This is a genomic window from Neisseria sp. HMSC068C12 (genome assembly GCF_001814095.1).
GTDB lineage: Bacteria > Pseudomonadota > Gammaproteobacteria > Burkholderiales > Neisseriaceae > Neisseria > Neisseria perflava.
Genome location: NZ_KV814823.1, coordinates 133,286 through 147,220, shown reverse-complemented (window position 1 = coordinate 147,220; position 13,935 = coordinate 133,286). Strand labels below are relative to the sequence as shown.

At 50.0% G+C, this 13,935-nt stretch carries 16 protein-coding genes; 8 read left to right on the top strand and 8 right to left on the bottom strand.

Annotated elements, in window-relative coordinates; all coding sequences use genetic code 11:
- The first annotated feature begins 4 nt into the window (after positions 1-4).
- Entirely contained in the window at positions 5-562 is a 558-nt protein-coding gene (locus HMPREF2952_RS07330) for a hypothetical protein (protein WP_039862107.1), read from the top strand.
- Between the two features lie 83 nt (positions 563-645).
- Here the strand turns inward: HMPREF2952_RS07330 and HMPREF2952_RS07325 are convergent, their stop codons facing one another.
- The 3 genes from HMPREF2952_RS07325 to HMPREF2952_RS07315 form a co-directional block, all read right to left on the bottom strand.
- Positions 646-1,956 (bottom strand): NCS2 family permease, encoded by a 1,311-nt coding sequence (locus tag HMPREF2952_RS07325; RefSeq protein ID WP_004519556.1) that lies wholly within the window; start codon positions 1,954-1,956, stop codon positions 646-648.
- 228 nt (positions 1,957-2,184) lie between these two features.
- Positions 2,185-3,507 carry a tRNA (N6-isopentenyl adenosine(37)-C2)-methylthiotransferase MiaB gene (gene miaB / locus HMPREF2952_RS07320; protein ID WP_003684389.1) on the bottom strand — a complete coding sequence of 441 codons (1,323 nt, stop codon included), beginning with the start codon at positions 3,505-3,507 and terminating at the stop codon, positions 2,185-2,187.
- Between the two features lie 73 nt (positions 3,508-3,580).
- Positions 3,581-3,976: a hypothetical protein gene (locus HMPREF2952_RS07315; protein ID WP_049333912.1), complete on the bottom strand. Its 396-nt coding sequence runs from the start codon at positions 3,974-3,976 to the stop codon at positions 3,581-3,583.
- 198 nt (positions 3,977-4,174) lie between these two features.
- Between HMPREF2952_RS07315 and hemL the strand changes: the two genes are divergently transcribed.
- On the top strand, positions 4,175-5,458 hold the full coding sequence (hemL, locus tag HMPREF2952_RS07310) for a glutamate-1-semialdehyde 2,1-aminomutase (RefSeq protein ID WP_049336068.1): 1,284 nt from the start codon (positions 4,175-4,177) through the stop codon (positions 5,456-5,458).
- A gap of 84 nt (positions 5,459-5,542) precedes the next feature.
- On the opposite strand, the gene HMPREF2952_RS07305 is transcribed toward hemL, so the two are convergent.
- The gene (locus HMPREF2952_RS07305; RefSeq protein ID WP_003680896.1) at positions 5,543-6,007 is read right to left on the bottom strand and encodes a universal stress protein; all 465 of its coding nucleotides are present in this window, start codon (positions 6,005-6,007) and stop codon (positions 5,543-5,545) included.
- 186 nt (positions 6,008-6,193) lie between these two features.
- On the opposite strand from HMPREF2952_RS07305, the gene HMPREF2952_RS07300 reads away from it, so the two are divergent.
- The 6 genes from HMPREF2952_RS07300 (at position 6,194) to rpmG (ending at position 10,438) form a co-directional block, all read left to right on the top strand.
- On the top strand, positions 6,194-6,970 hold the full coding sequence (locus tag HMPREF2952_RS07300) for a tRNA threonylcarbamoyladenosine dehydratase (protein ID WP_049336067.1): 777 nt from the start codon (positions 6,194-6,196) through the stop codon (positions 6,968-6,970).
- Between the two features lie 10 nt (positions 6,971-6,980).
- Positions 6,981-7,448: a hypothetical protein gene (locus HMPREF2952_RS07295; protein WP_049336064.1), complete on the top strand. Its 468-nt coding sequence runs from the start codon at positions 6,981-6,983 to the stop codon at positions 7,446-7,448.
- A 92-nt stretch (positions 7,449-7,540) separates the two neighbouring features.
- A complete protein-coding gene (locus HMPREF2952_RS07290) occupies positions 7,541-8,437 on the top strand; it encodes a segregation and condensation protein A (protein WP_049336062.1) in 897 nt (298 codons plus the stop codon).
- A 1-nt stretch (position 8,438) separates the two neighbouring features.
- Complete coding sequence (gene brnQ, locus HMPREF2952_RS07285) at positions 8,439-9,767, top strand: branched-chain amino acid transport system II carrier protein (protein ID WP_070695447.1); 1,329 nt, start codon at positions 8,439-8,441, stop codon at positions 9,765-9,767.
- A gap of 251 nt (positions 9,768-10,018) precedes the next feature.
- A complete protein-coding gene (rpmB, locus tag HMPREF2952_RS07280; protein WP_002216391.1) occupies positions 10,019-10,252 on the top strand; it encodes a 50S ribosomal protein L28 in 234 nt (77 codons plus the stop codon).
- A 30-nt stretch (positions 10,253-10,282) separates the two neighbouring features.
- On the top strand, positions 10,283-10,438 hold the full coding sequence (rpmG, locus tag HMPREF2952_RS07275) for a 50S ribosomal protein L33 (protein ID WP_003684373.1): 156 nt from the start codon (positions 10,283-10,285) through the stop codon (positions 10,436-10,438).
- Between the two features lie 227 nt (positions 10,439-10,665).
- On the opposite strand, the gene nqrM is transcribed toward rpmG, so the two are convergent.
- From nqrM to nqrE, 4 genes are all read right to left on the bottom strand, one after another.
- A complete protein-coding gene (gene nqrM / locus HMPREF2952_RS07270; protein ID WP_003680888.1) occupies positions 10,666-10,887 on the bottom strand; it encodes a (Na+)-NQR maturation NqrM in 222 nt (73 codons plus the stop codon).
- A gap of 17 nt (positions 10,888-10,904) precedes the next feature.
- Entirely contained in the window at positions 10,905-11,975 is a 1,071-nt protein-coding gene (locus HMPREF2952_RS07265; RefSeq protein WP_083314051.1) for an FAD:protein FMN transferase, read from the bottom strand.
- Positions 11,976-12,107: 132 nt separating this feature from the next.
- The gene (gene nqrF / locus HMPREF2952_RS07260) at positions 12,108-13,325 is read right to left on the bottom strand and encodes an NADH:ubiquinone reductase (Na(+)-transporting) subunit F (RefSeq protein WP_004519569.1); all 1,218 of its coding nucleotides are present in this window, start codon (positions 13,323-13,325) and stop codon (positions 12,108-12,110) included.
- Between the two features lie 13 nt (positions 13,326-13,338).
- The gene (gene nqrE / locus HMPREF2952_RS07255; protein ID WP_003684365.1) at positions 13,339-13,932 is read right to left on the bottom strand and encodes an NADH:ubiquinone reductase (Na(+)-transporting) subunit E; all 594 of its coding nucleotides are present in this window, start codon (positions 13,930-13,932) and stop codon (positions 13,339-13,341) included.
- Positions 13,933-13,935: the final 3 nt, after the last annotated feature.

Below are 13,935 nucleotides of genomic sequence, written 5' to 3'. Positions count from 1 at the left end.
AATTATGAATATGAATGTTAAATTAATCGTTCCTGCCGTTTTGGCGGCTGTTGCCCTGACTGCATGTAGCAGCGGTTCTAAAGCTAAACCTGAAGCTAAAGCTGCGCCTACTGCGCAACAACAAACTCAAGCTCAGGCTCAACAAGCTCAAGCTCCAGTACCTAATACTTTGAAAGTAGACTCTATCGACGGTACTAAAGAAGTTCACTACAAATGCGGTAAAGACGGCAAAGAGCCTCTGAGCGTAATGTATGGCTTCAAAGGCAACGAAGTTGTTGCTGCACAAGTAAAATACAAAGGCCAAGTAACTGAAAACCTGTTCCGTATTACTGACAGCAGCAAAGATGTAAACGCATTCTGGGGCGGCAATGTTGCTTGGATTGCTGAAGCAGCCACTGCAGCCAACGTGGACAAAGTTGATGGCAACATGCTGACTATCCGCGGTACTACCGAAGTAAATGGCAAACAAGAAGTGGTTGACCAAATCGCTACCCGTTTCTGCGCATTGGACAAAGGCGCGAAAGCTGCCGCTAAACCAGCTGCTAAAAAAGTGAAAAAATAATCTTTTACCGACAGCTTTAAACGCTGGGTAAAATAAAACAGGCCGTCTGAAAAGTTTTCAGACGGCCTGTTCTTTTGAGCAGTTTAACCCAAGAACCAGAATTTCAATGCCCACAACACGGCGACAATCCATACCATAGGCGGTACGTCTTGAGTGCGGTTGCACAAGAGTTTGATGAGTGCATAGCTGATAAAGCCAAACGCAATACCGTCGGCAATCGAGTAGGTAAACGGCATGAAGACGATGGTCAGGAATGCCGGTGCGGCTTCGGTCATGTCGTCCCAATCGATTTCACGCGCGCTGCGCAACATTTGCGCGCCAACATAGAGCAGGGCGGGTGCGGTAGCGAATGCAGGAATGCTTTGAACCAGCGGGGAGAAAATCAGACAGGCAAGCATCAGTACGCCGACGGTAACGGCAGTCAGGCCGGTACGGCCGCCGGCAGAAACGCCTGCCGCGCTTTCAACGTAAGGGGTGGTAGAAGAAGTACCCAAGGCGGCGCCTGCAACGATGGCGGTAGAGTCGGCAAGCAGGGCGCGTTTCAAACGCGGCAGTTTGCCGTCTTGCAACAGGCCTGCGCGGTGGGAAACGCCGACCAATGTGCCGGTAGAGTCAAACAGGTCAACCAGGAAGAATACAAAAATCACGCTGACCATGCTGACGGTGAATAAGCCTTTGAAGTCCATCTGCATGAATGTTGGTGCAATGCTCGGAACTTCGCCGACCACGCCTTTGAACTCGCTCAAGCCCAAGATGGTGGAGACGGCGGTCAGCGTTAGAATGGTAATGATGATAGAGCCTTTAACGCGGAAGTGGCCAAGTGCAACCACCATGACAAAGCCTGCCATCGCCAGCAGGGCGGTGGGCTGGTGGATGTCGCCCAAGCCGACCAATGTGGCAGGATTAGCCACAATCACGCCTGCGCCTTTGAGTGCAATCAATGCCAAGAAGAGGCCGATACCTGCGGCAATCGACATTTTCAAGCCCATAGGCAGGGCGTTGACCAGCATTTCGCGTACTTTAAAGAAGCTGAACAGGATGAAAATAATGCCTGAAATGAAAACGGCACCCAAAGCCACACGCCAGTCCACGCCCATGCCTTTGACGACGGCAAAGGTAAAGTAGGCGTTCAAACCCATGCCCGGAGCGAGGGCAATCGGGTAGTTGCCGACAAAGCCCATCACGAAACAGCCGATGGCGGAGGCGATACAGGTGGCCACAAATACTGCGCCCATATCCATGCCGGTTTCGCCCAAAATCAGGGGATTGACGATGATGATGTAGCACATGGCGAGGAAGGTTGTCACACCGGCCATAATTTCCGTGCGGACGTTGGTCTGATTGGCGTTGAGGTTGAATAATCTTTCCAAAACGCTTTGATTTGAAGAACTCATTTCGAGATATTCCTTTGGGGAAAGCCGTTTAAGGACGGTATCAGCGGGTTTAACTGCCGGAAGCTCGGATTTGCTCCTTAACTTCTCAACAGATAAGGGAATTTTCGGGCGGTATTATACTGAAAAGCCTTTTGTTCGGGTAATAAAAATACATGAATCAGATAATGCCGGGCCAAGCCAAGATAAAGGCCGTCTGAACAGTTTCAGACGGCCTTTGTTTGTGTGTGCTTATACCGGTTTGCCTTTCAGGGAGAAGGTGTAGGCTTCGGTGATTTCCAAATCGATCATTTGGTTGATCATGTCGGGTGTGCCGGTAAAGTTGACCACGCGGTTGTTGGCGGTACGGGCTTGCAGTTGGTCAGGGTCTTTTTTGGAGATACCTTCAACCAAGCAGCGTTGAACCGTGCCGATCATGGTTTGATTGATGCGCGCGGTTTCGGCTTCGATGACTTCGTTCAAAGCTTCGAGGCGGCGCACTTTTTCTTCGTGCGGCGTGTCGTCGTGCAGGTTGGCGGCAGGCGTACCTGGGCGCGGACTGTAAATAAAGACGAAGCTCAAGTCGAAGGCAATGTCTTTCACCAGTTTCAAGGTTTGCTCGAACTCGCGCTCGGTCTCGCCCGGGAAGCCGACGATAAAGTCGGAGCTGAGGCACAAATCAGGACGGATGGCGCGCAGTTTGCGGATGATGGATTTGTATTCCAAGGCGGTGTAGCCGCGTTTCATTGCGCTCAATACGCGGTCGGAACCGCTTTGAATCGGCAGGTGCAGGTGGGAAACCAGCTTCGGCAGGTCGCGGTAGCACTCGATAATCGCGTCGGTAAATTCGCGCGGATGGCTGGTGGTAAAGCGCAGGCGTTCGATGCCGGGGATTTCGTGGACGATGCGCAACAAAGTGGCAAAGTCGCAGATTTCGCCGTTTTCCATTTCGCCGCGATAGGCATTGACGTTTTGGCCTAAGAGGTTGATTTCTTTAACGCCTTGTTGCGCCAAACCGGCAATTTCGGTCAATACGTCGTTGAGCGGGCGGGAGAATTCTTCGCCGCGGGTATAAGGGACGACGCAGTAAGAGCAGTATTTGGAACAGCCTTCCATAATGGAAATGAATGCCGAACCGCCTTCTACGCGCGCAGGCGGCAGGTGGTCGAATTTCTCGATTTCGGGGAAGGAAATGTCGATTTGAGACAGACCGGTGGTTTCTTTATCGACGATGAGTTTGGGCAGGCGGTGCAGCGTTTGCGGGCCGAAAACCACGTCCACATACGGAGCGCGTTTGACGATGTTCTCACCTTCTTGAGAGGCAACGCAGCCGGCAACGCCGATGATGAGGTCGGGATTTTTTTCTTTGAGCGGACGTACGCGGCCTAAGTCGGAGAAGACTTTCTCTTGCGCTTTTTCACGCACGGAGCAGGTGTTGAACAAGATGATGTCGGCGTCGTCAGGTTGGGTAACCTGCTCGATGCCGCCGTGTTCTTCGGCGAGGACGGACAGCATTTTTTCGCTGTCGTACTCGTTCATTTGGCACCCGAAGGTGCGGATAAATACTTTTTTCATGGTTTGTTTTGATTGACTTGCTTGTTGTAAAAGGGTTCAGACGGCCTGTGCAATACTCTGGTCGTCTGAAAAATTATTCTTCCGCCTTTTTCTGCTTTTTGGCGTGTTCGATGAACCTGTCGGCCTCGGCGTCGGTCAAAATCCAGATTTCGCGGACGAGGCGGCTTTCTTCGTTGTATTTGAACGCAACGGCTTTGCCGGTTTGATTCAGCAGGCGGCCCATGGGGATGAAACGGTCGTTTTCATCGTGGATTTTGGTGAAGCGGGTGATTTGCAGTTTGGCTGCGTTGCCGTCCACAATGCCCAAGGTCAGCAGGCGCGTCCAAGAAAAACCGCCTTTGCTGACTTTCAGATAAGGCAGATCGACGGTTTTTAAAACGGCCACATCCATATCGTCAGGCAGGCTGCGTTGTGCATGGACGAGGGAGGACGCCAAAAGGGCGAGGCTGAGTATGAATCCGCGTAACATGATGCTTTTCTTTTATTGTTTCAATAGGTCGCGGATTATAGCACAAGCAGGAAAAATATGGATAGAGTGTTTGTTTTTAAAGAATAATTTTGATTTTGCGCCCGATTCTTATTTTGAAGCCTGGGCCGTCTGAAAAGGATTTGGTGTTAAAATGGCATCGATTTGATTTTCAGACGACCTCTTACGAAAGAATTGACCATGAACCGTAATGAAAGCTTGTTCAACCGCGCCAAAGCCATTATTCCCGGCGGCGTGAACTCTCCTGTGCGCGCATTCGGCAGCGTCGGCGGCGTACCGCGCTTTATCAAAAAGGCAGAAGGCGCGTATGTTTGGGACGAAAACGGCACGCGTTATACCGACTATGTCGGCTCTTGGGGCCCTGCGATTGTCGGCCATGCCCATCCCGAAGTCATTGAAGCCGTGCGCGAAGCAGCATTGGGCGGTTTGTCGTTTGGTGCGCCGACTGAAGGCGAAATTGTCATTGCCGAAGAAATCGCTAAAATCATGCCGTCCGTCGAGCAGCTGCGCCTTGTCAGCTCCGGCACGGAAGCAACGATGACCGCCATCCGTCTGGCACGCGGTTTTACCGGACGCGACAAAATCATCAAGTTTGAAGGCTGCTACCACGGCCATTCCGACAGCCTGTTGGTGAAAGCAGGCAGCGGTCTGCTGACGTTTGGCAACCCTTCTTCCGCCGGTGTGCCTGCCGACTTTACCAAACACACTTTGGTACTCGAATACAACAATATCGCCCAACTGGAAGAAGCCTTTGCCCAAAGCGGCAATGACATTGCCTGTGTGATTTTGGAGCCTTTTGTCGGCAATATGAATCTGGTTAGGCCGTCTGAAGCCTTTGTCAAAGCCTTGCGCGAATTGACTGAAAAACACGGTGCCGTGTTGATTTACGACGAAGTGATGACCGGTTTCCGCGTGGCGCTGGGCGGTGCGCAATCTTTGCACGGCATCAAGCCTGATTTGACCACCATGGGCAAAGTGATCGGCGGCGGTATGCCTTTGGCGGCGTTCGGTGGCCGTAAAGACATTATGGAATGTATTTCCCCGTTGGGCGGCGTGTATCAGGCAGGCACATTGTCCGGTAATCCGATTGCGGTTGCGGCCGGTTTGAAAACGCTGGAAATCATTCAGCGCGAAGGCTTCTATGAAAACCTGACTGCCCTGACCCAACGCCTCGCCAACGGTATTGCCGACGCGGCTAAAGCGCATGGCGTTGAATTTACGGCGGACAGCGTGGGCGGTATGTTTGGTTTGTATTTTGCCAGCCATACGCCGCAAAACTATGCCGACATGGCGCGTTCCAATATCGACGGTTTCAAACATTTCTTCCACGGTATGCTCGACCGCAATGTCGCATTCGGCCCGTCAGCTTACGAAGCCGGTTTTGTTTCCGCCGCGCATACGCCTGAGCTGATTGACGAAACCATTGCTGTGGCACACGAAGTGTTCAAAGAAATGGCAAAATAAAAGCTGAAGTTGTCATGTGAAAATGAAAAAAGGCCGTCTGAAAAATATTCAGACGGCCTTTCGCTATTTTAAATAAATGCTTGATTATGCTTCTTCAGCTTTGCTGCGGATAATCAGCAGAGGCAGGTGGCTTTGACGCATTACGGTCTCGGCGAAGCTGCCCATCAGCAGGTGCATCAGGCCGGTGCGGCCGTGTGTGCCGAGTACCAACAGGTCTGCGCCGTTGTTGTCGGCGTAGTCAACCAAGTCTTGCGCCATTTCGCGCGCGCCTTTGTTGGCAACCAACAGGTGTTTCACGATGTTTTCAACGCCGCTTTCACGCGCTGTTTTTTCTGCGAAATCCAAAACTTCGTTACCTTGAGCCACTGCGGCGGCTTCGTAGCTTTCGTGTTGCAGGAATTCAGGAGCCAAAGCCATGTATTCTGCAGGGTTGGCAACGTGAACCAAAGTCAGTTGGGCTTTGTTGAGGCTTGCCAGTTCGGCGGCATGTTTCAATGCATTGAGGGAGGTCTCGCTACCGTCAACGGCTACAACCAGATGTTTGTACATATTCATTCTCCTTTTGCGCCGAGTAGCGGCACTTTCGTTTAATATGAAATCAGAACTTGTCTGAATGTGAAACGATTATAAACTCTTTCGGGCAGGTACAACAGCCCATCTGCTTTCAAGTATAATGTCTGTCCGAATCGCCTGTCGCGTTTTTCATTAATTTATTGATATATCACAAGGTTGCTTATGCAGGACGCTGCTTTTCTTTCTTCGCGCCGCTTTGGCGGTATTGCCAGACTTTACGGAGACGAAGCGCTGGCGCGCTTTTCGCGTGCGCATGTGTGCGTGGTCGGCGTCGGCGGCGTCGGCTCGTGGGCGGTGGAGGCGTTGGCGAGGAGCGGCATCGGTCGTTTAACGCTGATTGATTTGGACAATGTTGCCGAATCCAATGTCAACCGCCAGTTGCACGCTTTGACCGATGATTTCGGTAAGGCAAAAGTTACCGCTTTGCGCGAACGCATTGCCCAAATCAATCCGCAATGCGAAGTGACGGAAATCGAAGATTTTGTTACCGAAGACAATCTGGACGAACTTTTCAGACGGCCTTTTGACTTCGTCATCGACGCCATCGACCAAATCCGTGTCAAAGCGGCGATGGCGGCGTATTTCGTGCAACATAAACAACCGTTTATTATCAGCGGCGGCGCGGGCGGACAGAAAAATCCGGCTTTAATCCAAACTGCCGATTTAAGCCGCGTCACCCACGACCCGTTGCTTTCCAATTTGCGCTATACCTTGCGCAAACGCTACGGCTTCAGCCGCAATACCAAAGAAAAAATGCGCGTGCCTTGCGTTTATTCAACCGAGAATATTACGCCGCCGCAATCCGGCGAAGCGTGTTCGACCGATGTCGCGCCGCAAGGTTTGTCCTGCGCGGGCTATGGGGCGAGTATGCTGGTAACGGCTTCGTTTGGGCTGTATTGTGCGCAGGCTGCGGTGGAGCATATCGCAGGGCGGAAGTGAGGGGTAGGAAATGGGTAAGAGCCGATTTTTTAAAGCCTACTTTATTGCCAGTCTGATTTATGCGGTATGGTTCGGCGTATTGATGTATGCCGTCGATCCGATGTTTCTCGATGTGATGGAATGCAATACGTTGCCCGGCGATTATTTGTGTGTGCAAAGCGGTTATACCCGTCCATTCACCACTTTTCTTTATCCGTGTCTGTCCGTCGTGATATTCAGCCTTTTGCACGCCGGTATCATGAAATGGCGCAAACGCCGTTCGGTTAAAATGATTTGGCTTTTGGTCGGCTGCGAAAGTTTGCTGTTGTTGGCTTTGATGGTGGCGATGCTTGCGAGGGATGGTTTTGTGTTGTCCCGAGATATCGGTTTGGTACTGACGGGTACGGTTTTCGCCAGCCTGCCGCTGTTGGGTATGGCCTTGGCTCAGACCTTTGCCGTCGCCATTGTTTCTTTGCAAATCAATCGTAAAAAACGCTGATTTTTATATTAAAAACGGCTTGTCCTCGTTTCAGACGGCCTTTTGTTGATGAAACTTCTTACTAAACTTAAAAAGAAAAAGACCCTTTAACCATGCCTTCAGAACACCTTATTTCTTCCACTGCCGCAACGCCGTCTGAACATACCGTTGCGTGGGTGTTCGGTCAGCCTGTTACCGATGTGCCGCAGGATTTGTTTATTCCGCCTGATGCGTTGAAGGTGGTATTAAGCAGCTTCCAAGGGCCGTTGGATTTGCTGCTGTACCTTATCCGCAAGCAGAATATCGATGTCCTCGATATTCCTATGGTGAAGATTACTGAGCAGTATCTGCACTATATTGCCCAAATGGAAGCGTATCAGTTTGATTTGGCGGCGGAATACCTGTTGATGGCAGCAATGCTGATTGAAATTAAATCGCGCCTGCTGTTGCCGCGTCCTGAAGAAGTTGAGGATGAAGAGGCGGATCCGCGTGCCGAGCTGGTGCGCCGTCTGTTGGCTTACGAACAGATGAAACTGGCGGCTCAGGGTTTGGATGCGTTGCCGCGCGCCGGACGTGATTTTGCTTGGGCGTATTTGCCGCTGGAAATTGCGGTCGAAGCAAAGTTGCCGGAAGTGTACGTTGCCGATTTGACGCAGGCTTGGTTGGGTATTTTATCGCGTGCCAAGCATACGCGCAGTCATGAAGTGGTGCGGGAAACCATTTCCGTGCGTGCGCAGATGACGGCGATTTTGCGTCGTTTGAACGAAAGCGGTATCAGCAAGTTCAGCGATTTGTTTAAGCCGGAGCAGGGCGCGACATATGTGGTGGTCAATTTTATTGCATTGCTGGAATTGGCTAAAGAGGGCTTGGTGCGTATCGTACAGCCGGAAAATTATGGCGAAATCGAAATCAGCCTGAAAGACGGTTTGGAAACAAATGAAGCCGAAATGTTTTCAGACGGCCTTGAAGCCGATGAAACCGATAACGAAAATTTGAATAAAGAGAACTAAAATGAATTCGACGACGAGTCATACCAAAGCTTCTTTATGGGCGGTGGGCTTAATGCTGTTTGCCCTGTTTTTTGGGGCAGGGAACTTGATTTTTCCAGCTTTTTTGGGACAGCAGGCCGGTGAAAACTGGCTTTCGGCGATGTTCGGTTTTCTGCTGACCGGGGCGGGTTTGCCATTGTTGGGCGTGATTGCCGTCGGCTATTCCGGCTCGCGCGATGTGGAAGCATTGGCCTCCCGTGTTGCGCCTTGGTACGGCGTGACTTTTGCCACTGCGCTTTATCTGGCAATCGGCCCTCTGTTTGCCATGCCGCGTACGGCAACGGTATCTTTTGAAACTGCAATTTCTCCTTTCATTGATGAGTCTTGGAAAAACATCGCATTGGCCGTATTCAGCCTGGTGTTTTTCGGTATTACTTATTGGCTGTCGATTTCTCCGGGTAAGCTGGTTGACCGTATCGGTAAAATCCTTACGCCCGTTTTGTTGCTAGCAATTGCAATATTGGTCGGCTATGCCGCTATTAACCCGATGGGTATGCCGCAGGCGGCGCAAGGCGATTTTGCTACTCATCCGTTGGTTAAAGGCATTTTGGAAGGCTACGGCACCATGGACGCGCTGGCTTCGCTGGTGTTTGCCATTATCGTCATCGATGCCGTTCGCGCCATGGGCGTGGACAATCGCGCGGACTTGCTGAAGACCACGACGATTTCGGGCGTGTTGGCAGCTTCTTGTTTGGCAGTGGTTTATCTGTTTATCGGCTATATGGGCGCGACAGGTGTGGCCGGTATCGGCTTACAGGAAAACGGCGCGTCGGTTTTGTCTAAAACCGCACAGCACTATTTCGGTACGGCCGGTATTGTGTTGCTTGGCGTCATGGTGCTGCTTGCCTGTCTGAGTACGGCGGTTGGCTTGATTACTTCATGCGCCGAATATTTCAACCGTCTTTGCCCGGGTATTTCTTATAAAATCTTTGTGATACTGAATACGGTGGTGTCTATCCTGTTGGCCAACAAAGGCCTGTCAGCGATTTTGCAGTTTTCCATCCCTATGTTGATGCTGTTGTATCCGCTGACCATCGTCATCATTTTGCTGGCCTTGACAGATAAACTGTTTGGCGGCGGCCGTATTGTCTATTTCTGCACCATGATGGCGGCCCTTATGGTCGGCTTGCTCGATGCCTATAAGGCCGCGTTTGGATTTGATGCCGATACCGCAGCTGCCATCGAGCGCGCATTGCCGTTTTACAATATCGGTCTAGGGTGGGTTGTTCCCTCTTTAGCCTGCTTTATACTCGGCTGTATTTTGAATGCGGCGTTGAAGAAAAAAGCATGATGATAAACAGGCCGTCTGAAAATGTTCAGACGGTCTGTTTATTTCGCCGACCACGCAAACGACAGATGATTTTTTTAAAGAAATCCGTTATAATTGAAAAGTTAAGGCTTTGCGAAATACCGTTTCGCAGATGCAACATATTGAGAAGATTTATTTCCACAAATCCCGTTTTTTCAGCAAACGACTTGAACTGAAGGCGGATTTCGTGGTATAAATCGCGTTTTACTATTTTAGAAGTTTGGAGACTAACCATGGCACGAGTTTGCAAAGTGACCGGTAAGCGCCCGATGTCTGGCAATAACGTATCACACGCCAACAACAAAACCAAACGTCGTTTTTTGCCTAACTTGCAATCACGTCGTTTCTGGGTAGAAAGTGAAAACCGCTGGGTTCGCCTGCGCGTTTCTAACGCTGCATTGCGCACCATCGATAAAGTAGGCATTGATGTCGTATTGGCTGATTTGCGTGCTCGCGGCGAAGCTTAATTTAAACACCATTAATTAAGGATTACTGCAATGCGCGATAAAATCAAACTGGAGTCCAGTGCTGGTACTGGTCACTTCTACACAACTACTAAAAACAAACGTACTATGCCTGGCAAACTGGAAATCAAAAAATTTGACCCAGTAGCCCGTAAACACGTTATTTACAAAGAAACTAAATTGAAATAATCCGGTTTCTTCCAAGAAAAAGCTCCTGTTTTGCAGGAGCTTTTCTTTTTATTTCATGATTAGTTTTGGAGGGCTTGTTTCAAATGTGTATGCAAGATATTTTTGGATTGCTTTGGAATAGACAAAATAAAAGAGCGTGTATCCATTGGGATTACGCTCTTTTATTTTTCAGACGGCCTGATAGGGGGTGAGCTGTCTTAAATCACTAATAAACATTTAACAACGACTTAATGATCGACCTTGATGCCTTGGTTGTCGGAATGTTGTTTTTTATCCAGCTCTTTTTGCAAGGTATCACATGGCGTGTCGCAATCGCACATTTTCTTCATGCCGAGAGAGGAAATGCCGCCGCAGCTGCCTTTGATGGTGCGTTTGGAGAAAATATAGCCGACTGCCATGCCGAGGATGACAATGATAAAAATGCCGAAAGTAAGGAGGAGGGTTTTCATGTGTGTATTCCTGAAGGTTAGTTTAATAATTTCTTGAATGCGCTGGACATTTTAGTATGGTAGCCGCCTTGCGGGGTTCGGATGATAAGGAAAACGGCGAGATTTTCTTGCTCGGCAAGTTTAAGCGCTTCGGTTTCTCCGAGGACGAACAATCCGGTTGAAAGGCCGTCTGCAAGTGTGGCGTTTTCTGCTACTACGCTGATGGAAGCAAGGTTGTGGCTGATGGGTTGTTTGGTTTTAGGGTTGATAATATGGGAAAGGCGGCGGCCTGATTTATCGACATGGAAAATACGGTAGTCGCCGGATGTGGCCAGTGATTTATTGTCCAATGGAATGGTAATTTGAGTGGTGCCGCCTTGAACGATATTGGGCTGCTCAATGCCGATACGCCAAGGGTTGCCTTGCGCATTGTGGCCTTTGCCATGCAACTCGCCTCCGATTTCTACTAAATAATTGCCGATATTGAGTTTTTCAAGTTCGGCGGCGGTTTTATCCACACCAAAGCCTTTGGCGATGGAGGATAGGTCTAAATAGACTTCGGGATGGGTTTTGGCAAGTGTAGGCTGCTGTCCGTCTTGGGAAAGTTTGAGTTTGTCCGTACCGACCATTTCTGAAGCATGTTGGATTTCTTGTGCAGTCGGTTCGTGCGTAATTTCTTTTTGCGGGCCGAATCCCCAGAGGTTGACCAAAGGGCCGACGGTTACGTCCAGCGCGCCGTGCGTCAGTTTGTTTAAACGCAAGGCTTCTCCGGTCACATAGGCAAAGTCTTGGGAAATGGGCATGGCCTGATTGACGGTGCGCAGCTGGTTGAATTGGCTGATTTCGGAATCGGTCTGGTAGGTAGACATTTGCCGATTGACTTCTTTAAGCGCGTCATCAATGCGTTTTTGTATTTCGGCAGGGGAGGGGAGTTTATCTTGGCCGTCTGAAAGATATTTGACGGTATAGGTCGTGCCCATGGTCTCGCCTTGCAGGGTGATGGTTTGTTGTTGTTTTTCGGGTTGGCAGGCAGAGAGCGTGAGTGCGGAAACGATGGCAACGGTGTAGCCGATTATCGGACGGTAAAACGAATTAGAAAGAAACAGCATAAGGGATTTGCGGATTATTTTTTGAAGCCTTTATTGTATCGTAAAAGAAAGGTTCAGGCCGTCTGAAAGTATGGTTTTCAGACGACCTGGCAATAAAAAAGGAAGAAACCGAAGTTTCTTCCTTTTTGTCTGTTAGCCGCCGAAATCGTCCAAAAGGATGTTTTCGTCTTCCACGCCCAAGTCTTTGAGCATTTTGATCACGGACTGGTTCATGATTGGAGGGCCGCACATGTAGAATTCGCAGTCTTCCGGTGCTTCGTGGTTTTTCAGGTGGTTTTCGTAAACCACGTTGTGAATGAAGCCTGTGTAACCGTCCCAGTTGTCTTCAGGCAATGGGTCGGACAGGGCGACGTGCCATGTGAAGTTCGGGAATTCTGCTGCGAGTTGGTCGAAGTCTTCAACATAGAACATCTCGCGTTTAGAACGTGCACCATACCAGAAGGTAATCTTACGTTTGGAGTTCAAACGTTTCAGCTGGTCGAAAATGTGGGAACGCATCGGAGCCATACCCGCACCACCGCCGATAAATACCATTTCGGCATCGGTGTCTTTGGCGAAGAATTCGCCAAACGGGCCGGAGATGGTTACTTTGTCGCCGGGTTTAAGCGACCAGATGTAGGACGACATTTGTCCCGGAGGCGCATCGGGTACGCGCGGAGGCGGCGTGGCGATACGCACGTTCAGCATGATGATGCCTTTTTCTTCTGGATATGAAGCCATGGAGTAAGCGCGCAAAATCGGCTCGTCCACTTTGGAAACATATTGCCACAGATTGTATTTGTCCCAGTCTTCGTGGTATTCCTTAGGAATGTCGAAGTCTTTGTAGGCGACAGTATGAGGAGGAGCTTCAATTTGGATGTAGCCGCCGGCGCGGAAAGGAACTTCTTCACCTTCAGGAATGGCAAGCTTGAGTTCTTTAATGAACGTTGCTTTGTTGTCATTGGAGATGACGGTGCATTCCCATTTTTTCACACCGAACACTTCTTCCGGTACTTCGATGTCCATGTCGGTTTTAACGTTGACCTGACAAGACAGGCGGCAGCCTTCGCGCGCTTCGCGTTTGCTGATGTGGGACAACTCAGTTGGCAGAATGTCGCCACCGCCGCTTTTCACGACAACGCGGCACTGACCGCATGAGCCGCCGCCACCGCAGGCGGAAGGAACGAAGATGCCTTGGCTGGCAAGCGCACCCAGCAGTTTGCCGCCGGCAGGCATCGTCAGCTCTTTTTCGTTATTGACTTTGATGGTGATGTCGCCTTCGCTCACCAACTTGGATTTGGCAAACAGAATCATCAGTGCCAACACCAAGACGATGAGGGTGAACATCACGATACCTAAAATAATCTCCATGCCGATTCCTTTCTTATAACTGGATGCCGGAGAACGACATAAACGCCATTGCCATCAGGCCAGCAGCGATAAAGGTAATGCCCAAGCCTTTGAGGCCTTTAGGGACATCCGAATATTTCATTTTTTCGGTAATGCCCGCCAAAGCGACAATAGCCAAAAGCCAGCCCAGACCTGCACCGAAACCATATACAACGGACTCGCCGAAGTTGTATTCGCGTTGCGCCATAAATGATACGGCACCGAAAATCGCGCAGTTTACGGTAATCAGAGGCAGGTAGATACCCAATGCGTTGTAGAGGGCAGGGACGAATTTATCCAAGAACATTTCCAAAATCTGCACCAAAGCAGCAATCACGCCGATGAAGGTGATGAATTTCAGGAAGGTCAGGTCTACGCCTTCAACCAGCGCACCGTCTTTCAACAGCGAGTAAACAAGTTGGTTGGCTGGGACGGACAGGCCGAGTACGAAAGTTACGGCAACGCCCAAACCGAATGCAGTGGATACTTTTTTAGATACCGCCAAAAACGTACACATCCCCAAGAAGAAGGAAAGTGCCATGTTTTCCAGAAAGACGGATTTTACAAAGAGGCTTAAGTAATGTTCCATGTG

Coding starts and splice junctions, on each gene's coding strand:
- rpmG (WP_003684373.1), top strand. CDS start 10,283: ATGCGCGATAAAATCAAACTGGAGTCCAGTGCTGGTACTGGTCACTTC.
- HMPREF2952_RS07325 (WP_004519556.1), bottom strand. CDS start 1,956: ATGAGTTCTTCAAATCAAAGCGTTTTGGAAAGATTATTCAACCTCAAC.
- HMPREF2952_RS07305 (WP_003680896.1), bottom strand. CDS start 6,007: ATGTACAAACATCTGGTTGTAGCCGTTGACGGTAGCGAGACCTCCCTC.
- nqrE (WP_003684365.1), bottom strand. CDS start 13,932: ATGGAACATTACTTAAGCCTCTTTGTAAAATCCGTCTTTCTGGAAAAC.
- nqrM (WP_003680888.1), bottom strand. CDS start 10,887: ATGAAAACCCTCCTCCTTACTTTCGGCATTTTTATCATTGTCATCCTC.
- HMPREF2952_RS07315 (WP_049333912.1), bottom strand. CDS start 3,976: ATGTTACGCGGATTCATACTCAGCCTCGCCCTTTTGGCGTCCTCCCTC.
- HMPREF2952_RS07300 (WP_049336067.1), top strand. CDS start 6,194: ATGCAGGACGCTGCTTTTCTTTCTTCGCGCCGCTTTGGCGGTATTGCC.
- HMPREF2952_RS07265 (WP_083314051.1), bottom strand. CDS start 11,975: ATGCTGTTTCTTTCTAATTCGTTTTACCGTCCGATAATCGGCTACACC.
- HMPREF2952_RS07295 (WP_049336064.1), top strand. CDS start 6,981: ATGGGTAAGAGCCGATTTTTTAAAGCCTACTTTATTGCCAGTCTGATT.
- miaB (WP_003684389.1), bottom strand. CDS start 3,507: ATGAAAAAAGTATTTATCCGCACCTTCGGGTGCCAAATGAACGAGTAC.
- rpmB (WP_002216391.1), top strand. CDS start 10,019: ATGGCACGAGTTTGCAAAGTGACCGGTAAGCGCCCGATGTCTGGCAAT.
- HMPREF2952_RS07290 (WP_049336062.1), top strand. CDS start 7,541: ATGCCTTCAGAACACCTTATTTCTTCCACTGCCGCAACGCCGTCTGAA.
- brnQ (WP_070695447.1), top strand. CDS start 8,439: ATGAATTCGACGACGAGTCATACCAAAGCTTCTTTATGGGCGGTGGGC.
- HMPREF2952_RS07330 (WP_039862107.1), top strand. CDS start 5: ATGAATATGAATGTTAAATTAATCGTTCCTGCCGTTTTGGCGGCTGTT.
- hemL (WP_049336068.1), top strand. CDS start 4,175: ATGAACCGTAATGAAAGCTTGTTCAACCGCGCCAAAGCCATTATTCCC.
- nqrF (WP_004519569.1), bottom strand. CDS start 13,325: ATGGAGATTATTTTAGGTATCGTGATGTTCACCCTCATCGTCTTGGTG.